Below are 19333 nucleotides of genomic sequence, written 5' to 3'. Positions count from 1 at the left end.
GCTATGATGGGAAAAGTGCGGTGTATCGCATACGGTGCAGCGTATGCGATGGTTGTTTCGACTGCACCGAAAGCAAGCGCTGCAAAGCAAATTTTCTGCAGGAATTTTCACAAAACGCTTGACTTTTCCCTCCGGATTTGGTATCCTATTTAGGCAAGGTTTGATAGACCGTTGCAAATCCGGGTGTAGCGCAGCTGGTAGCGTGCTTGACTGGGGGTCAAGAGGCCGCAGGTTCAAGTCCTGTCACTCGGACCATGTAAAACCGCTTATTCGTAATGAATAGGCGGTTTTTTGTTGTTTTTGTGGCGTTTATGAATCTCGCAGACTGCATTAAAATTCAAGCCGAAACAAAACGGATGCCTCTCCAAGCACAGAGAAGCATCCGTTTTGCAATTTCAATTATTTAACGTAAAGGTATAGTCGCAGCACACAGCAAATCACGAAGCGACAATCACACGGATTTTCCCACCGTTTTCCGCCGTTTTATTGGCGTATACGCGGAAGCTCGTGTAGTTGGATTTCGCCGTCTGCAGCGAAATAAACCTGTTCTGCTCCGAGATATAAACGCCGATATTCTCTGCCAGCTCGTAATAGCCGTCCTTGGTGCGGACACCGGAGGAACCGTCAAATGCAGACGACTTTACCGTGTCGATCAATGTCAGCTTGAGCGTATCCAGTGAGGTATTGACGATGCTTGCATCGGTTGAGTACCCTCTGGGAATGCCAATCGGATTGCCGTTTAAGCCGCTCGGCAGAGATACTACACGATATTCTTTATCCTCTACCGTTTTTCCGTTCTCCCAGTATTTAGGAATAACCGCATATGTATAGTTGTAGTGATCGGGGTCTTTTTCATATTCTTTCTGTTTCTCTTCAGACATATCATTCCAATTAGAGGGTATATGAAGATTTCCTTTGATCCGCTTACCATAGCCAATACCATAAATCCAGCTTTCTCCGGTCACATCGCCCAGAACAATATTCGTAACCGTACCTGCATTATCCTGCACGGTATACTTAATCTGCGAAGCCGGAACCGAGGTCAGGTCAATATCGCTGACGTTGATCGCGTTCAGCGGTGCGCCGGAGAGCACCTCCTCATACACGCGCACCTTGGAGGAAACGGCGTTACCGCCCAGCTTGCCCTCCGCAACAGACCAGTTTCCGGCGGTCTTTCCGGAAAGCGTGCGGCGAATCAGATCTGCCCCCTCACCGGACTGGCTGACCGTAACAAGACGCCCCATCACATCGGTTTTTACGTCCTCGGCGATCGGAATATCCCGCAGGGTCAGACCGTTTGTCAGCGTGACCGTGGCCTTTTTCCCGTCAATTTTGGTTACAATGCCCTGCATCTCCGCGCTGACGTCCTTTTTCGGATACGCAGCCGCAACATTGCCGTCCGCGTCAAACAGCAGCGTGATGTAATCGTTCAGCTTCATATCCTTGAACGTTGCCGCCGCCTCGGAGGAAATCGAGAATTTCTGTCCCAGAATCTCCACCTGAGAGGGATGGCTGTACGTTGTCGAATCGGTCTGATATTTTCCGCTCAGCCTGGTGTCCGAAACGATCGCCTGACGATTTGCGGCATCGAGCGTCACAACATCGTACTTTTTCAGCTTGCTCGCGTCGATCTTCGCACCGTTTTTGATGATCGTATACTCCGCCGGAATCCTGCGCGATGTCGCCAGACCGTAAACGAACGAGTGCGCGGTGCCTGCTGTCGTTTTCGGCAGGACTGCCATCAGCTGCAGCACACCGTACTCATTGTAGTACAGGGTCAGCGTGTCGCCGGACTGCAGGTTCGCCCATACATTTTCATACTCGCCCATGGCATGATCGCGGCTGATATACAGCTTGGTCTTACGGTCCGGACGCAGTGTTCCGTTCGTGGTAACGATACGATCCGCTTCCGCATTGACAACCTCATAAGTTTCGGTCTTGTTGCCGTTCGGAATCACACCGACCGCAACCTTGCTGCTGCCCTTGCCGATAACGATCGTGCCGTACACGCCGATCATACTGCTGTCCAGCGTACCGGCGGTCTTACGGGGAGATTCCGTATCCACAACACCGTCCTCATAGAACACTGCCGCATCCGCAGCAAGGGCGCTGTATGTCTTTCCGGTCTCGAGCAGAATGCAGTCCTTGACCGTCGAGGACGCGACCTTGTCGAGCAGTGTGCTGCCCTCTTCTCCCTTTTTATCCGTATTCAGAGCGTTCAGCAGAAGCACCGCCGCATCTCCGCGCTTGACTGCGGCACGCGCATCCGCAATCGTGACACCGTCCGTCAGACCGATGGCCTGTGCCTGCGCGATATAGTCTGCAGGCCAGAACGGACCGACATCCTCCTCTTTATAGCCCAGCATACGCAGCAGCATGGTGCAGACCTCACCGTAGCTGACAATCTTATCCGGGCCGAAGCTGCCGTCCGCATAGCCGCGGATAATGGACTTTTCCTTCAGTTCCGGATGGCGTACTGCCGCGTTGATATACGGCGCTGCCCAGTGCGAATGCTTAACATCCGGAAAAATCGTGTAGCTGGCATACGGACTTACATCCGTCACGCCCATGGCAGTAACCGCCAGCTTGCAGAACTGCGCCCGCGTCAGCGCCTTGCCCGGCGCGAAGCTGCCGCCGCCTACGCCCTGCATGATACCCAGTGCATCCAGAACGGCGGCCGTCTGCGATACCCTGCTGTCTGAAATATCGGTAAACACCGCCGAAGCCGGTGCAACCATGATCAAGCCTGCCAGACACAGGCTGACAAATCTTTTTTTCATTTTCCTACCTGTCCTTTCCTTTTACTGCGTCCGCAGCGCATCTACCGGCTGCAGATTCGAGGCTTTATTGGCGGGATACAGTCCGAAGATGATACCCAGCAGCGCAGAAAACAGAAATGCGCCGATGACCAGTCCCGCAGAGGGCAGTACAGTGAACTGCTCTACGGTCGGCATGTAGCTGTTCTGCGTTTTCGCGAGCAACAGATTGCCCAACACCGCCGAAAGAAAGCAGCCGAGCACAATGCCGATCACACCGCCGCAGCACGAGACCACCGAGGCTTCTACCAGAAACTGCCCGATAATATCCCGCTTGCGGGCGCCGATTGCCATACGGATACCGATCTCACGGGTGCGCTCGGTAACAGACACCAGCATGATATTCATAATGCCGATACCGCCGACGAGCAGCGAGATTCCGGCAACACCGCCGCCGAGCAGCGCAAGCATGTTGTTGGAGGACTCGCTCTGCTCCTGCCACTGGCTGTCCGACGAAGCAGAAAAGTATCCGTTCCCCGCCTCGCAGCGGCCCTGCATAAAGCCCGGCAGAAGTTCATCTGTCAGCTCGGCAATCACGTCCTTGTCCGCCGCCTTCACGATATACTGGCGGTCTGCCATGCCGTATACACTCATCATCGTGCTCTGCAGCGTGTACGGCATCACAATCATCTGATCGTCTGTATTCAGCTTACCGTCATACTTGCCGGCATACACGCCGATAACCTCAAAGCCCTTGCCGCCAATCTGCAGCTTCTGCCCGATTGGGCTCATTGCCCCGAAGAAATACTTGCGCAGTGTTTCTCCGATCACACAGACGCGGGCGCGCGTGCGGCAGTCCGCAGCGGAAATATCCCGTCCGGCGGAAATCGCATGACTTGTCACCTCGCCGTAATGCTCGTTGCCGAAGTACATATAGGTGTAGCCGCTGTTGCTGTCGTTGTTATCCAGCCTTTTGGCCCGGTACTGGATGCCGCTGTTCTGCCAGTCGTAATACTGGCTCTGCGGCGACCATGCAGCGATTTTGTCGGATAAATCATTCGTTATATAGTCCTCAAACTCCTGCCAATCGCGGTTTTTGGCACCGTATCCGTAGATGTCGATGCGGTTGACACCCATCGCCTCATACTGCAGGCGCTGCAGCTTGCTCGTGCCCTGAATCGACGCCACGATAGCGATAACCGATGCCACACCGATGATGATGCCCAGCATGGTCAGAATCGAGCGAACCTTGTTGTTCAGAATGGACTTGAACGCCATACGAACCGTCTGCATCCAATTCATACGGCCCCTCCTTTCGTGTCCGAAATGATCCTGCCGTCCTGTATCGTCACGATGCGTTTTGCCATCTGTGCAAGATGGTTGTCATGCGTGATGAGGATGATGGAGGTTCCCTGCTCATTGAGTGCAGTCAGCTTGCGCATAATATCCAGACCGGAGGCAGAATCCAGATTGCCGGTCGGCTCGTCCGCCATGATGATCGGCGGCTTTGCCGCCACTGCCCGCGCGATCGCAACACGCTGCTGCTGTCCGCCGGACATCTCACCCGGACGGTGATCCATGCGCTTTTCCAGCCCGACCGAGACTAACGCCTCCTGTGCCAGACGGCGGCGCTCCTCCCGCGGCATACCGCGGTAGATGAGCGGCAGCTCGACGTTTTCGAGCGCCGTCAGCGCCGGAATCAGATTAAAGCCCTGAAAGATAAACCCGATCTCCCGGTTGCGGATACCGGACAGCACGGACGGCTTCATATCGCTGACCAGCTGCCCGTTTAGATGATAAGAGCCGTAGGTCGGAATATCCAGACAGCCGAGAATGTTCATCAGCGTGGACTTGCCCGAGCCGGACTGTCCCAGAATGCACAGGAACTCCCCCCATTGCACCTGCAGCGAGATGTCATCCAGTGCACGCACTTCGTTTTCTCTTCCTTCGTTGTAAATCTTGCTCATGCGCTGAACGTCAATTAACAATTCAGCGCGGCGCTCCGTGTCAGGAGTCTGCGCGTTTCTTTCCCACATAAGCGCGCCCTCCTCAACCGACGGACATACCGGCGGACATGCCGTCACCCGACATTTCGGCATACAGATCGCTCGGACCGGCGAGGAATACCTCGGTGCCCTCTTCCAGACCGCCGAGGATTTCCGTGTTGGTCGAATCGGCAATGCCGGTCTCAACCGGTACAAGCTGATAATCCTCCGGAATACCTTCGGTACCCTCGGGAATCGGCAGGGTTTCCTCAAACGGAATCTCGTTTCCGTTCTCGTCCGTCAGCGGCTTGGCGAATACAGCTGTGCCGCTGTCCGTGTTGACGATAGCCGACGACGGTACCATCAGGCAGCCGTAGGACGAGGCCGTCGTGATTTTATATTCGATCGACATACCGCTGTAAATTTTCTGTCCCTCCAGCGGATCCACCGAAATGACCGCCTTGAAGGTCGGCATGCTGCCCTGCCCGTTACTGGAGTTCTGTGTCGGCTCCAGCGCAACCGACTGCACCTCGCCGGTCAGCGAAATCTCGGAGCCGTCCGACGCGTACATCGTCATAGTCGCCTGCTGTCCCTGCTGCACCGAGCCGATATCCATCGAGGAGACCTCGGCGTTGACGACAATATCATTCAAATCGGCAACCACAACGAGCGTCTCCGAGCCGGTCGCCTCCTGTCCTTCAACGGCGTTCAGGCTGACAACAACGCCGTCTATCGGAGAGGTAACGGTCGAGTTCTGAATCTTCTGCTGCAGTTCGGCAATATGTGCCCGCTTTTCGTCTGCAACCGTCTTTGCGCTGGCAACCGTGCGGTTTGCCGCCGCAATACCATTCTGCGCGGCTGAAATCTCATCCTGAGAAGCGTCACTCGACAGGGACATGATAAGCGCACCGCCGTTGTAGGTGCTGTAGCTTGTGCCGTTCAGCTTGATGATCTCGCCGCTTATCTGTGCGGTGACGGCTTCCTCGCGGCTGTATTCCAGTGTGCCTGCGTTCGCCGGATAGATCGCACCGAGGCGTCCGGCATTGATTGTCGCTGTGGCTGTCATGCCCTTTGTCAGCGAACCAGGGTTATTCACCGTAATGCCGACGCGAATAACGCGCACACCTTCACTCGAAATCTGCTGCGCTGTCTCGACCGACGATACCGTACCGCTCACCTCGCTCATCGCAGAAGCGATGGATACCGTGGCCGCCTGTCCGGTGCGAATGCTGCGGGCATATTCTGCGCTGAACGCCAGCGTCAGCTTCATCTGGCGGTCATTTACCATGTAGCCGATGACCTGTCCCTCGCTCACCTGCTCACCGACACGGAAGGACACATCCTTGTTGTCCGAATCCTTGGTTGGAATCAGTTTGCCGGTAAACGGCGCCGTGATGTGCAGACGGCTCAGTTTTCTCTGCGCCGCGCTCAAGTCGGACTGTGCCTTGGAGACCTCCAGCTGCGCGTCCGAGACACCGCGTTCCGCCTCGGTCAACTCCTTTTGTGCATCCGCAAGCTCCTTGCGGGTTTCGGTCGGGTCGATCACCAGCAGCGGATCGCCGGTGTGCACCTCGTCGCCCTCGGCAACCAGCACCTGTGTTACCTTGCCCTTAACCTCCCGGCCAAGCTCCTCACGTTTTTTGGCAGCAGTAACGCCGCTTCCCTCTATGTAGGTCTCCAGATCGCCGCAGCTGACCGCAGCCGTGGTTTGCGTCACATTCTCCGTGCCCGCATCGCGGGATTTCACCACAGCCCAGATGCCGCCGCCAAGCAGCAGCGCAATTGCCGCCGCCGTAATGCCGATACGCGCACCCTTGCTCAGTCTGCGCTTTTTGCGATTCATTTTGTCTGCGTATTTGTTGCGCTTGGGCGACGCCTCGGCTGCAGGCTCTGCCGCGATTTCATCCTGTACCGCAGGCACCGCCTGCGTCTGCTCTAAAGGCGATTCTTCCTGTTTTTTGTGTCTGCCGAATACCTTCTTCTCGTTTTGACTCATACTATGATGTCCTTTCTGTTCTCTATCCATTATTGATAAAGCGGCATAGCCGCCCTATTTCCACGTAAATCTGTGCTTGTAAAAGGTTAAGCATCCTAATCTGAGTGAATATGACTTTTTCAGCGGCACCTCCACTGCCGCTTCCGATCGCTGTCAGACTTTCTCGGGATTCGTTCCCCTGTCCGCATATTGCACATTTGTGCATCGGACATGTATTACCATCATATTAGCATATTGCACAAACTCTTGCAAGACGTGTTTGCTTACAATTTAGTTAAGGCAATACCGTATAATTGAACAAGAGCGATTTGCGAATAAATTTTGTGTACTGATGAGGCGCGGTTTCGCAGCAAACCTGCCGTATTGCAGGAAATCTCGGCAGCACGGACGACTGAGTGACGGGCGGAAACGATGAGTTAGAATAAACTAACCTATCTGCAGTATATACCGTAACTAATAAGGCTGTATATGTCTGTGCTTTCCTTTATTATATGAACAGAGCAGGTTTTATGCGCTGTCCAAAAGCAAATTTTCAACGCTTGTTTTCCTGTGCTGGCAAAACGCGTTTGCTTATCATATTTTCTGGCTTCCGTCACAGCATTTGCATCTCATATTTCGACCTTTGGTGCGCAACCTACTATCAGCAAAACCCAACACACCAAACCGAATCGAAAAGGAGCGAACAAACATGACTAACACGAAAAATGGTTCTAATCAGGGCATGGTACCGGAAGCACGCGCGGCAATGGATCGCTTCAAAATGGAGGCAGCTGCCGACCTTGGTGTTTATTCGCCACAAAAACTGCGGTGATTTTTGAGGTCAATAAACGCCAACGGGGGTTGGTGTTGACCTCCTTAAAAATTGACTGCTTTGTTGACTTCACGGATGGCCTCTCCGTTCATCTCGCCGATGAAGCGGTAGAAGATGCGGATACTCTGGCGGTACGAAGTCCGAGGGCTTGCAATCTTCTGACCCTTCGGTAAAATCTTCTCGCCGATTTCAATGCGCTCGATGAATGTGTGCAGGATGTCACGATCCAGCTTTTCGATATGAGAGTATCGCTTGGCAATATCAAAGAACAGTGTATAGGCATTTCGGATGCTCTGGTCTTCCGAGGTGTCCGTAAGCAGCTTCTGCCGCTGTTCCTCCAGTGCCTGCCGTTCCTTGCCAAACCGCTCCATCATTTCGTCGAGCAGGTCATCGCTCAGGTTGCCTGCGGCGTTATCCCGATAAGCCCGCTCAATCATTTTAATGATACGCTTGGACTTGGTTTCGATGTCTGCAAGGGTCTGTTCCTTATTCTCCACGCCCAGTGAAGCATTCGCCTGCCGGATGGCTTCCTGCGTAATCTGCTCAATCTCCGCTTCGTCAAAGGACAGCAATGCATTGAGGTCACAGCGAACGATTTCGAGCAGATCCTCATATTTGATACGTGCACCGTGCTGACAGCGGTTTATCGTGCGATTCGTCAGATTGTTGCATACCAGATACCAGTATTTCTTTCGCTCACCCTTGTAGACCGAGCCGCCGGAGCACACCGCTGCACCGCAGTGCGCACAGTATGCGATACCTCCGAAAATACTGTGTCGGAATGATGGGTTTGCTGCATTCGCCTTGGTGTTTTCGCTCAAAAAGTGTTCTGCTAAATCGAACTGCTGCTGTGTTACCAGCGGTTCATGGGTGTTTTCAGTGATGGCCCAGTTCTCTTGCGGCACAGGCAGTTTCTTCTTGGACTTGACATTGACCTTTCGCGTCTTGCCGAGAATGGTATGCCCCAGATAGACCCGATTGCGTAAAATACGCTTGACCGTCGTGTAATTCCAAAAATCAGATGCTCGTGCAGCACCGCGGTCAGTGAAGTTATCTCGAAACTCCACACGATATTTCAGCGGCGGACATATACCGTCCTCGTTAAGCTGCTTCGCAATACTGCGGCAGGATTGTCCCTCGGCCGCCAGCGCGAAAATCCGCTGTACGACCGGCGCGGTGTTTTCATCCGGGACAAGCTGGTCAGTAGTGCGTTCGGCCTTGCGGTAGCCATACGGCGGGCACGCGGCGTACTTTCCCTTTTTGCGCTTCATGTCGAGCGTCTGCTTGACCTTGCGCGAGGTATCACGCAGGTAAACATCGTTCATAGCAAACTGGAACGGTGCCATCAGATTATCGCCCATAGAGTCAAAATCGTTGCCCGGTGCCAGATAGTGGATACCATGCTCCGGGAAAAAGCGTTCCGCGTAGTAGCTGGATTCGGTCATATCACGGCCCAGACGGGACAGGTCTTTGGTAATGACCGTGTTCGCTTTTCCTGCCGCCAGGTGATTGAGCATTGCCTGAAAGCCCGGGCGTTCAAAGTTGCCGCCAGAATATCCGTCATCCACGAACTCGCTCACGATGATGATGCCTTGTTTTTTACAGTAGTCCCGGATAATCTCGCGCTGGTTGGTGATACTTTCCGATTCGTTACCGTATTTCTTTTCTTCGTCAGACAGACGCAGATAGCTGTCAGCCAGCTTCAAGTGGTTCGTCATAATGTACTCCTTTCCCGAACCACTCATTTACATACCTTTATTATATCATCTATTTGGCTGAGTGGCTAATTTTGATGCCTTGTTTGGCCGTGGTAATGATTTCCTCGACTACAACATCCTGTGGTGTCTTGCTTTGCGTGAACACCCGTTCGATCACATAGGTTGCAGGTCCTATCTGATATAAGTTTTCCTTGTCTTCCAAGTTATCACCTCTCGGATAAGTATTTCCTAAAAAGGGATTATTACTCTCTAAAATACGGTTTTATTGTAAAGTGGAGCCGCCGTATACACAGCGGCTCTACTATTCTTCTATTGTCGGCGTTTGTACCCGTATCCTGTTCCTGATGGACTGTCTGTTGTGACAGGACACCGTATTCGGCACATTGGCACGCTCGCTCCGAAACCTCCTCTCTGGAGGTCGTGGCCTGCTTCCCCTGTGCAGTATCTAATACGGACGCTCATTTCAGTTTTCAAGGTGCAAAGGCGGAAAGGTTAAGAACAATCCTTACCAGCCTTTCACAGAGGACAACGAATTGTTATCCTCTGTGAAGGATTGGCAAGGTTATTTATCGCAGTTCAAAACGGTCAAGAATGGCTTTCACCAGTTTGAATTGGAGTTCTTGGTATAGTTCTTCATCGAAGCAGGTATAGACCGTGCCGCTGGCATCGTACAGTTCAAACTGGCTGAGTTTCAGCATATATCCCTGATAGTGCCGCAAAATCTTTTCAAGCGCCGTATTATCACCATGTTTCGCCTTTACGATGGTATCCAGCGGCACACGGCGGATGACCGCCCGATTATGTTTCTGATTGTTTTTCAAGTAATTCCCTCATTTCTTTCAGTGCTTTGGTTCTGGCTGATTGTATCGTACTTCGCACGACATGAAACCGTTCGCTAATCTGTTGGTCTGTCCAATCGCAAAAATATGCAAGCAGAACGATTTGCCGTTTTCGTCTTGAAAGCTGGAGCAACGCCTGTGCCAGTGCATCGTTGTTGATATTTATCGGCAATTCTAAATCATCAAACAGGTATTGTTCCAACGGGCAGATTGGGTCGTTATGTATCGGCTCAAATAGCTGGCCGTCCGGCAGTTCCGAAAACAAAACTTCCGTTGCATGGTGTCTCTGTTCGGCTCTGTACCAGTCCCTTGCAAAATTCCGCAGGACAGTTTTGCAGAAGCTATCGAACTTGCCTTCAATACGGGAAATGTCTTTATCAGACCATTGCATAGTCCACACCCCCTTTCCGCGCATGGCGTTGATGGGGAGGTGCTGCTTTCTGTCCTGATACTGGCTAATACGATTTAGAAAAGCAGAATGCCAATCTTGCCGGTTAAATTTCAAAAAAATTTGGAGTGCAGAATATATGATTATACAATCCAAATATCATTAGACGCAGTGTGAAGATACGAAAAAAGGCAGAACGGATAATCGTTCTGCCTTTGATAAATGTTTTTTGTCATGTAATTCTGCCAATCATTTCATTGAACTGTGCCTCAGTGATGCGTTTAATTCCCAATTCGATCGCCTTTTTATTCTTTGCCGTACCAGAATCCGGTGTATTGGTGATCAGATAATCAACAGTGGGAGAAAGCGTTTCTGTCAGTGATGCACCGCAGGTCATCAAGCATTCCTTCAGCACATCTATTTTCCTGTCAGATTCTTTTCCTTATTTTTGTAGAGAGCGCTCTCTCCAAACTGGCGAAGGAAGTCTTCCGATAGCATGGGTTTACCAATCTTATAGCCTTGTAGCTTATCACATCCGAGTTTTTTCAGCAATTCGATCTGGCTGTCTGTTTCGATACCCTCTGCCACACAGCGCATATTCAAATCGTGGCACAGGTCGATAAGATGTCTGATAACAAGTTGTTCGCGGTCGATGTGTTCAGCCTTGTCGATCAAACTTTTATCAATTTTTGCAACACTGATCTGCGGGAGGTAGAGCATTTCTAGGCAGGCAGCCTCGGTGCCAAGGTCATCAATCGCTAGCGAAATACCTCGTTGTTTCACTTCATCCAACAGGCTGCACAGGGATTCCAGCTGGATGTTTTGCGAAGATTCCGTGATCTCAAAGATAAGCTGCGCCGGGTCAGCACCGGTCTCGGAGAGAATTTGATCAATCCGCTCCAGAAAGTCTGGCTCCATCAGTGTGTTGCGTGAAAAGTTCACATTGAGTACAATATCTGGCCATACAGGTTTCCATTTTTGGATCAGTTCGCAGGCTTGTCGCAGCATTGTGAAGTCCACCATAGAGATCATGTGCTCGCACTCCATGATGCTGATGAATTCCACGGGTGTATGGATATTACCATGCGGATCAATCTTGCGGACGAGAACTTCTGCACCATAAACACGGTTATACTGGATGCTGTAAAGCGGCTGTAGATACGGGATAAAGGTGCTATCCCGAAACTCCTGCAATAGTGCGTCCAGATAGCCGGGGCGACTATCTTTTAATTCGGCATTTGCGGCATAGAACTTATTCTTTGCTGTCTGCATTGCTTTCTCTGCCTTGCGAACGGCAATACCCGTATCTTCTTCTTTTCCCCATACAAAACCAAACGATGCAATGTTTTTCTCGGCAAACAGCGCCGCCTCCAGTTTTTTTGCGGCGCTCATAAAAACCTTATAATCAACATCTGGCCAGATCATAACGAACTCATCGCCGCTGATGCGGTAGATATACTGCTGTTCGATGTGCTCGTTGAGAATAGTGCAAATCTTTTGGATCACTTTGTTGCCCATGTCATGACCGAGCGTATCGTTGATCCATTTCAGCCCATTGATGTCCAAAAATCCTACGCCTACCGGAAACTCCTTTCCGCGCAAATGATCCAACATCTCGTCATAGGCCAAGCGGTTGTTTAGACCGGTCAGCGGGTCCTGATAGCTTTTTTTCGTCAGTGCTTCTGTAAGCAGCCGCTTTTGCAGCTCGTTTGCAATGATATAAGTAAGCTGCGTTAACAACGTCAGCGCATCCATGTGGCTACGGGGATTATCGATTCCAAGAAAGCCGTGCAGTTTGCCATTTATAAAAATGGGAACGGCAATAAGACTCTTGATCCCCTGCGGATGCAGGCAATCATACTCAAGGCGGTGGGTAGGATCATCCTTGAGTGCATCAACATCTCCGATAAAGATGATGGTATTCTGTTCCTGGTCCTCAAAACTATCCACCCATCGTGCTACTACATCAACGGGCACTGTCTGCAGATTCTCAATCTGCGGAGAGATACCATCTCTGCAAATTTCGTAGGTATTCCGAGTAAGATTTTCCTTCCATTGAAATTCAAATATGTAGGTACGATCCGCATCGTAATATTCGAGGATAGTCGTCAGCCCAGAGTTGACCGCTGCTGTGAAGTCATCGTTCATGACAAGGTTTTCAATACAGTCAAGCAGCTTCTTTTCCACTGACAGATCGTTCCGTGCGCTATCCAGTTCTGTGGTCTGATTCAAGTTTTTGTGAATATCCATATCTGCAATTTCCTTTGTCTATCTCTGTATCAATCAGTAAATCTTTCTTTGCGCGGAATATATGGTATCATTCTGAGAACCTTCTCCAAGCGCTCCACCAGTGGTCAAGCGCTTGGAGAAGGCTGGGGCAAATGCCCCAGCTTTCCGTGAAAAATAGGAATCGTTCGCAACATCCTTAACTCTGGCTGTGTCTTGAACGGGGAAAAACAACTCTACTCTCACTATGCCGCAAGCATGGTGAATGTATAGATATTTGCCGTCTTGGAGCAGCAGAGGGGATGTTGTCATTCTTTGAGAGCCACTGCTCCGAAAATTCCTTGTTGTATTACTGATACTGCTTCCAGTCGGGGACGCTTGTCAGCTTCGTCCAGCTTTCGCCGACTTCGCCCTGACGGTTGAAGTCATGGCTGTTCGTGGCCTCCTGCACGGCGAGATAGTGCCAGTCGGACGGCTTGTTGTCCGGCCACGTTACCATGCTGTCCAGCAGGTCGCTTTCGCTCTGCGGCATACGGCAGAGCACGCGGTTGATCATCGTCATAGCCTCAGCGCGGGTGATGCGGGCGTCGGGGCGGAACGTGCCGTCCGGATAGCCCGAAATCCAGCCGAACGCCGCCGCTCTCTCGATCTCGTTTTCCGCCCAGTGACCGGAAATGTCGGAGAAGCTGCCGCTGTTCTCGACCGTTCTGGTGCTAAAGCGCGCACAGATCGCCGCAAACTCCGCACGGGTGATCGAGGCATCGGGGTCAAAGCTGTCCGCACGGCGGCCCTTGACGATACCGAGCTTCGCCATCGTGGAAACCGCCTTGTTGTGCCACTGGCCGTCCGAAACATCGAAAAAATCGTTATCGGCGGTCAGATTTCCGTCGCGAATGTCCGCTTTGAGCAGTCTAAAGAAGATCGTTGCTGTTTCCGCGCGGCTGATATTGCCCTCCGGGTGCACCTTTCCGTCCGGATAGCCAATGACGTAGGCAAAATGGTCATCGCCGTTGAGCTTGTCCGGTACGCCGGTCGCCTCCCAGCCTGCATAGACCGTCTTGTCGCTGTTCATCGTCACGCTTGTGATCTTCTGCGTCAGCGCCTTGTCCGCATACCAGCCGTTAAAGGTATAACTCTCGCGGGTCGGGGTCTTGTCAAGCGTCACCTTCGTGCCGGAAGAATAGCGCTCATCCTTGTAAGCTGTGCCGCCGTTCGACTCATAGTGCAGCGTATAGCGGGTCGAATGATGGGAGGAGGAGCTGTTTCGGGTGTTGGTAAAGGTCGCCGCTGCGGTGTCATCCTTGATGATACTGCCGCTGGCGTTGACAGACGTTGTGGTGTAGCCGTCCTTATCTGCCTCCGCCTCGGTTACGGTATAGGTGATTCCTGCAGGCAGGCCGACAGCAGTCTTGCTCTCACCGTGCTTCAGAACGAAGGTTGCGACTCCATCGGCAAAAGTCATTTCACCAAATGTGCCGTTGATGCCGGTATCGCCGAGCGTCACGGTAAAGTTGAACGCCTTGGAGGTATCTCCGTTGTTTCCGGCTACGGTCTTGGCAACGGAGAGATTGCCGTGCTCCGCCTTCCAGCGACCGTAAAGAACCGTATCCGTATTCAGAACCGTACCGTTCACATACGGCACTGTACATGTGGTATCCGTGTACCAGCCATCAAAGGTATATCCCTGGTGGGAATTCTGCTGTGCTTTCGCCGTATATGCTCTGCCGGTACGGATATAATCATTCGCAGGGGGTGTTACATCGTTGGGGTTATCCGTGCTGACCCACTGATACTGGATTTTAACAGCCGGTACGAAGGTCATCCAGTCGGTCTTTCCTGCCGCCTTGCTCTGTCCAATGGCCAGACCCTCCGGCATTTTCCAGCTCGGGACGAAAATACCGTCCGCATCGGCCGTCGCCGCCGCAGTTTCACCGCCTGCGTCCGTCGTATAACGAACAAGCTGCGTACCGATTTCGGTATTCTCTACCGTGCGATCCTCGCTGTGGATCTGAATCGGTTTTGCGGTACTTGCGCCCGTATACGGGGAAATCACATTGATATAACGGCCTTCCTTGGAAATAGAGTCGCCCGCTGTCAGATAGACATCGTTATTCGTGCTGATTTCAGCATTATTTCCCAGATTGAAGGCGGTTCCTACATAAACACCGTCACCTCTGGTCGAAAGCCGTGCTTCCTCAGTCAGAGAATTGTTATTATCCTTGATGACACCGCCTGTCATGGTATAGGTGCCGCTGTAAATGCCGCCGCCTACTTTTGCAACATTATTTTCAATAGAGCCGCCGGTCTGCTTAACAGCAGAGCCTTCGCGCAAGCATACACCGCCGCCACCCCGAAGGGCCTTGTTTTCGGAAATCGTACCGCCGGAAATCGTTACATTCGTTGCTTGATACAGAAAGACACCGCCGCCGAATTGATACGCGCTATTTCCCGTTAGCGTGCCGTCCTTGATATTCAGCTCAGTTACGCCGAAGAATGCTGCGACTGCGCCGCCGCTTCCCTTTGTAACCTTATTGCCGGAAATTTCGCCGTTGTTAATATTGATGGTAATTTTCTTACTGTACTGCGGGAAGGTGAGAACACCTCCACCGTAATCAAGCGCGGTGTTGTCACAAATGCTGCCGCCGTTCATTTCAAAAGAGGCTGGGGTAGCTGTAAACAATGTATCGCCGCCGCTTGCGTTGGCGTAGTCCGCAACATAAACACCGGCGCCGTAACTGCCCTGACCGGATGTCTTGTAGGTGCTGTTGTTGGAGATCGTGCCGCCGTTCATGACCATCGTTGAGCCGATGATCGCGACACCGCCGCCACCGTTTGCCGTATTGCCGCTGATTTCGCCGCCGTTCATGGTAAAGGTGCTGCCGTTGCCAATCAGAATGCCGCCGCCCAATTCGTAGTTGCGGTTTGTATTGTTACGAATGATTGCGCCGTCTTCCATCGTTATGTTGACGCGGTTATTCGCCAAAATACCGGAACCAAACTGAGCCGCCTTATTGTTTTGTAAAATAGCACCGCTGTTCAGCACGATAGTGCCGCCGTTCGCCGCCTTGATGATCGAGTCGGTTTCCGCAGCGTGTGTTGCATCCACAGTACACTCTGCGCCATCAATCACAATGTTACTCAGTGTCAGCGAGGCAGACGCATCGGCGAGTTCGATCATATAGCCGCCGAGCCCATAGCGGTGCAGTGTCTTTCCGCCAAGGTCCCAAGTTTCCGTCCCTGTGACCCTATAAAAACTTGAAAGGCAAATATCATTGATATTCTTTTCATTTGCAAGCTCTTTTGCCTTTTCAATCGTCTGTACAGCAGTCGTTTTGCTCAGTCCGTCATTATCATCTGCGCCATGCTGCTGGTCGAGATAAATGGCGGTTTCCGGGGTGGTCGAGTCACCTGTCTCCGTGCTCTCTCCGTCTGCCGCAAAAGCAGCAGTCGGAAGCATGGTCATGAGCATTATAACCGTCAAAATACTTGCAATAATTCTTTTATTCATAATGTCCTTATCTAATATCGCTATTGTATGTCGTTTTAACTTTTTACTGATACTGCTTCCAGTCGGGGACGCTCGTCAGCTTCGTCCAGCTTTCGCCGACCTCGCCCTGACGGTTGAAGTCATGGCTGTTCGTGGCCTCCTGCACAGCGAGGTAGTGCCAGTCGGACGGCTTGTTGTCCGGCCACGTTACCATGCTGTTTAGCAGATCGCTTTCGCTCTGCGGCATACGGCAGAGTACGCGGTTGATCATGGTCATAGCCTCAGCGCGTGTGATGCGGGCATCGGGATGGAATGTGCCGTCCGGATAGCCCGAAATCCAGCCGAACGCAGCCGCTCTCTCGATCTCGTTTTCCGCCCAGTGACCGGAAATTTCAAAGCTGTCCGCACGGCGGCCCTTGACGATACCGAGCTTTGCCATCGTGGAAATCGCCTTGTTGTGCCACTGGCCATTCGTTACATCAGCAAATATATTTTCAGTGGTCAAGTTGCCATCACGCACTTCCTTCTTGAGCAGGCGGAAGAAAATCGTTGCAACTTCGGCGCGGCTGATGTTCGCGTTCGGACGGACAGTGCCATCGGAGTAACCGACTACATAGGCGTAGTGGTCATCGCCGTTGAGCATATCCGGCACAGTGGATGCCTTCCAGCCAGCATAGACGGTCTTGTCGCTGGTCATCTTGATGCTGCTGATCTTTTGAGTCAGTTCCTTATCCGCATACCAGCCGGTTGTCACCTTCGTGCCGGAAGAATAGCGCTCATCCTTGTAAGCCGTACCGCCGTTGGATTCGTAGTGCAGGGTGTACTTAGTAGAGCTACCGGACGAACCACCAGAGGAACTGTTGTGATTACTTTTCCACTGCGCGGTAAAGGTTAATACATTATTTTCTTGTGTCTTTTGCCAACCTACAAATGTATAACCATCACGTGTTGCATCAGGGATGGTTATCGATTTTGTAACCGTCAGCGTTTGTTGCTCGCTATTCTTGCTGTTATCCCAAACCGAATCAGGCCAATTCAGCGCACCTTCATTAGGATCTACAACAATATCTGTACCATAAGCGAGTTGATCAGTAGCTTCTTGACTTGTACTGCTATTCTTGTAAGTTACTTCAACATTAGGTAAAATTCGTTCGGTTACATAGGTTAACCATTGCTGATGGCCTGATTTCTGACTATGTCCAATCAGCAATCCGTCCTGCATATACTGACTTGGTACAAAAAGCATACTACCATCAGCATTCAACGCTGCATTCTCACCACCTGCATCGTCGGTATAGATAACAAGTGGCGTACCATCTGTAGCCGGCTCAGATTTTTGATCTTCTACACTTACATCCTGACTGGTGATATTGATTGGATTCGACTTCGTGGCACCTGTAAACGGAGCTGTAATCGTAATATAGGCACTCGGAATGTTATTCGCTGCATCAGCACCCTCCAACGCAACATCATTATTCTGGTCAATAACGACCTTGTCCTGAATCTCAAAAGTCGTACCACCAGATACATAAACACCATTGCCAGAGTTTGCAGTATTATTAGTAATTTGGGTATCACCGTCTACATGAACTGTTCCTTTTGCGAGGCAGATACCACCGCCGCAGCCATCAACAGCATCTGCTTTATTGCCGGTTACATTGCCACTATGAATCGTCGCTGTACCATAATTTATAATACCGCCGCCATGTGCAGATGCAATATTACCACTAATATCGGTACCATTGAGCACTACATTGCCTTCATCATTAGCAATACCGGCACCGCAACCATTATATGAAGAATACCGACTGTACGCATCTTTTTTTACAGCGGCATTATTTTGAATTGTAGTGCCATTTAATGTAATAGTATGCTGATCATCATCCGTATAGATACCACCTCCACATACGGCAGAGTTATTGGAGATGTTGATGGTATCATCCATTGTTGCATTTGTACCGGTAATATACATACCGCCGCCAATAAACGAACCTGTGTTACCGGTAATATTCACATCAGACATAGAAAGCGTGCAGTCTTCAATATAAAGGCCGGCACCTTGCCACCATACAACATATCCACGGTTGCTGTCTGGTTCTTTTGTAGTAGGATTGTATCCATCACCACGACAAATATTATCGGTGATATTCACACTTTTCAAGGTTAAATTCGTATCTTCAGCTAAGATGCCCACACCACGCATGGCCATATTTTTGCTAAAGGTTGAGTCAGAAATCTTGATCGTGCCCCCGCGTAGCCACACCGGACCTACACTATTAGCTGCACCATTTTCTTCGGCAGAACCGCAACCTTCAATTTTGCAGTTGGTCATGGTAACATCCGAGTTAGTACCTTCAATCTGAATCACACCGCCAATACTATTACTATTGCCCCAATATGTTGTATTGGCAACGGCGCATTCGTTCATGCTGACTTTTGAGTTTTTTGCATAAATTAGTACGCCATTATCGCCTATACAATTTGACATAGTAACATTTTGCATTGCTATAGTTGCATTAACTGCATAGATTGCACCATATCCACTACCTGCAAGAGTATAGCCAAACTTAAAATCACGAAACGACACATTAGAGAGATTCAGCGTGGTTCCACTATCAGCTTCAATCAACCCTCTGCTCTTTTTTCTTTCTGTGGAATCCAGTAATGTAATACCATTATCTGTTCCGCTAATGCTTAAGGAGGCATTGTTGGTTAACTTAAAAATCGGATTAGTAGAGTTTGCCTCAGATTGAAGCGTTCTGGTAATAGAGATGTCGCCTGCGGTCGCAGAAAGCACTACTACTTTACCATCTATATCCAACTCTGAATCAGCAGTCAAGGGTGCAGTAATATCCGCACGGAGATATTCATCGTCAGTAAGAGCAGCAACAGATGCTTTCAAATCAGCCCAATTTGATACACTTACCGTTTTCTCAGTGAGCGCAGCAACATCATCTGCTGCCAGTGCAGCCGTTGGCCATAGTCCAAGAATCAGACTAAATGTCAACAACCACGATAACACTTTTCTTTTCACATCTAATCCCCGCTTTTCTACAAATTTATTAAGTATCATTTCTGATACCGCGTCCAGTCGGGGACGCTCGTCAGCTTCGTCCAGCTTTCGCCG

Annotated in this window: 13 protein-coding genes and 1 tRNA gene; 2 read left to right on the top strand and 12 right to left on the bottom strand. The window is 51.0% G+C overall.

Annotated features, from left to right (window positions below; all coding sequences use genetic code 11):
* The first annotated feature begins 179 nt into the window (after positions 1-179).
* Positions 180-255 (top strand) — tRNA-Pro (locus PGY33_RS04695).
* Positions 256-437: 182 nt separating this feature from the next.
* Here the strand turns inward: PGY33_RS04695 and PGY33_RS04690 are convergent.
* From PGY33_RS04690 to PGY33_RS04675, 4 genes are read right to left on the bottom strand one after another with little or no spacing between them, the layout of a single operon-like run.
* Positions 438-2780 (bottom strand): S-layer homology domain-containing protein, encoded by a 2343-nt coding sequence (locus PGY33_RS04690; protein WP_270477596.1) that lies wholly within the window; start codon positions 2778-2780, stop codon positions 438-440.
* Positions 2781-2801: 21 nt separating this feature from the next.
* On the bottom strand, positions 2802-4058 hold the full coding sequence (locus PGY33_RS04685) for an ABC transporter permease (protein ID WP_270477594.1): 1257 nt from the start codon (positions 4056-4058) through the stop codon (positions 2802-2804).
* Positions 4055-4792, bottom strand: a complete 738-nt coding sequence (locus tag PGY33_RS04680; protein ID WP_117490400.1) for an ABC transporter ATP-binding protein — start codon at positions 4790-4792, stop codon at positions 4055-4057. Before PGY33_RS04680 ends, PGY33_RS04685 begins: the two co-directional genes overlap by 4 nt.
* A 13-nt stretch (positions 4793-4805) precedes the next feature.
* The gene (locus tag PGY33_RS04675; RefSeq protein WP_270477592.1) at positions 4806-6737 is read right to left on the bottom strand and encodes an HlyD family efflux transporter periplasmic adaptor subunit; all 1932 of its coding nucleotides are present in this window, start codon (positions 6735-6737) and stop codon (positions 4806-4808) included.
* 688 nt (positions 6738-7425) lie between these two features.
* On the opposite strand from PGY33_RS04675, the gene PGY33_RS04670 reads away from it, so the two are divergent.
* On the top strand, positions 7426-7548 hold the full coding sequence (locus PGY33_RS04670; RefSeq protein ID WP_118479547.1) for a small, acid-soluble spore protein, alpha/beta type: 123 nt from the start codon (positions 7426-7428) through the stop codon (positions 7546-7548).
* Positions 7549-7592: 44 nt separating this feature from the next.
* Here the strand turns inward: PGY33_RS04670 and PGY33_RS04665 are convergent, their stop codons facing one another.
* The 8 genes from PGY33_RS04665 to PGY33_RS04630 all read right to left on the bottom strand — a co-directional run bounded on the left by PGY33_RS04665 (position 7593) and on the right by PGY33_RS04630 (position 19279).
* Positions 7593-9266: a recombinase family protein gene (locus PGY33_RS04665; protein WP_270477590.1), complete on the bottom strand. Its 1674-nt coding sequence runs from the start codon at positions 9264-9266 to the stop codon at positions 7593-7595.
* Between the two features lie 49 nt (positions 9267-9315).
* A complete protein-coding gene (locus PGY33_RS04660; protein WP_158575108.1) occupies positions 9316-9468 on the bottom strand; it encodes a hypothetical protein in 153 nt (50 codons plus the stop codon).
* Between the two features lie 364 nt (positions 9469-9832).
* Positions 9833-10087, bottom strand: a complete 255-nt coding sequence (locus tag PGY33_RS04655) for a helix-turn-helix domain-containing protein (RefSeq protein WP_270477588.1) — start codon at positions 10085-10087, stop codon at positions 9833-9835.
* Positions 10065-10496 carry a sigma-70 family RNA polymerase sigma factor gene (locus PGY33_RS04650; protein ID WP_270477586.1) on the bottom strand — a complete coding sequence of 144 codons (432 nt, stop codon included), beginning with the start codon at positions 10494-10496 and terminating at the stop codon, positions 10065-10067. The genes PGY33_RS04655 and PGY33_RS04650 overlap by 23 nt, the downstream gene beginning before the upstream one ends.
* Positions 10497-10725: 229 nt before the next feature.
* On the bottom strand, positions 10726-10908 hold the full coding sequence (locus tag PGY33_RS04645) for a BRCT domain-containing protein (protein ID WP_117490412.1): 183 nt from the start codon (positions 10906-10908) through the stop codon (positions 10726-10728).
* A gap of 2 nt (positions 10909-10910) precedes the next feature.
* The gene (locus PGY33_RS04640; RefSeq protein WP_118479539.1) at positions 10911-12743 is read right to left on the bottom strand and encodes a sensor domain-containing diguanylate cyclase; all 1833 of its coding nucleotides are present in this window, start codon (positions 12741-12743) and stop codon (positions 10911-10913) included.
* A gap of 325 nt (positions 12744-13068) precedes the next feature.
* Positions 13069-16227, bottom strand: coding sequence for an S-layer homology domain-containing protein (locus tag PGY33_RS04635; RefSeq protein WP_158578126.1), 3159 nt, complete (start codon positions 16225-16227; stop codon positions 13069-13071).
* Between the two features lie 43 nt (positions 16228-16270).
* Positions 16271-19279 (bottom strand): S-layer homology domain-containing protein, encoded by a 3009-nt coding sequence (locus tag PGY33_RS04630; RefSeq protein ID WP_270477583.1) that lies wholly within the window; start codon positions 19277-19279, stop codon positions 16271-16273.
* Between the last annotated feature and the right edge of the window lie 54 nt (positions 19280-19333).

Source organism: Butyricicoccus sp. AF18-9LB (genome assembly GCF_027684505.1).
Classification (GTDB): domain Bacteria; phylum Bacillota; class Clostridia; order Oscillospirales; family Butyricicoccaceae; genus Agathobaculum; species Agathobaculum butyriciproducens.
Note: the sequence above shows the minus strand (reverse complement) of the source record. Positions and strands in the feature narration are given on the sequence as shown.

Coding starts and splice junctions, on each gene's coding strand:
- PGY33_RS04690 (WP_270477596.1), bottom strand. CDS start 2,780: ATGAAAAAAAGATTTGTCAGCCTGTGTCTGGCAGGCTTGATCATGGTT.
- PGY33_RS04685 (WP_270477594.1), bottom strand. CDS start 4,058: ATGAATTGGATGCAGACGGTTCGTATGGCGTTCAAGTCCATTCTGAAC.
- PGY33_RS04680 (WP_117490400.1), bottom strand. CDS start 4,792: ATGTGGGAAAGAAACGCGCAGACTCCTGACACGGAGCGCCGCGCTGAA.
- PGY33_RS04675 (WP_270477592.1), bottom strand. CDS start 6,737: ATGAGTCAAAACGAGAAGAAGGTATTCGGCAGACACAAAAAACAGGAA.
- PGY33_RS04670 (WP_118479547.1), top strand. CDS start 7,426: ATGACTAACACGAAAAATGGTTCTAATCAGGGCATGGTACCGGAAGCA.
- PGY33_RS04665 (WP_270477590.1), bottom strand. CDS start 9,266: ATGACGAACCACTTGAAGCTGGCTGACAGCTATCTGCGTCTGTCTGAC.
- PGY33_RS04650 (WP_270477586.1), bottom strand. CDS start 10,496: ATGCAATGGTCTGATAAAGACATTTCCCGTATTGAAGGCAAGTTCGAT.
- PGY33_RS04640 (WP_118479539.1), bottom strand. CDS start 12,743: ATGGATATTCACAAAAACTTGAATCAGACCACAGAACTGGATAGCGCA.
- PGY33_RS04635 (WP_158578126.1), bottom strand. CDS start 16,227: ATGAATAAAAGAATTATTGCAAGTATTTTGACGGTTATAATGCTCATG.
- PGY33_RS04630 (WP_270477583.1), bottom strand. CDS start 19,279: ATGATACTTAATAAATTTGTAGAAAAGCGGGGATTAGATGTGAAAAGA.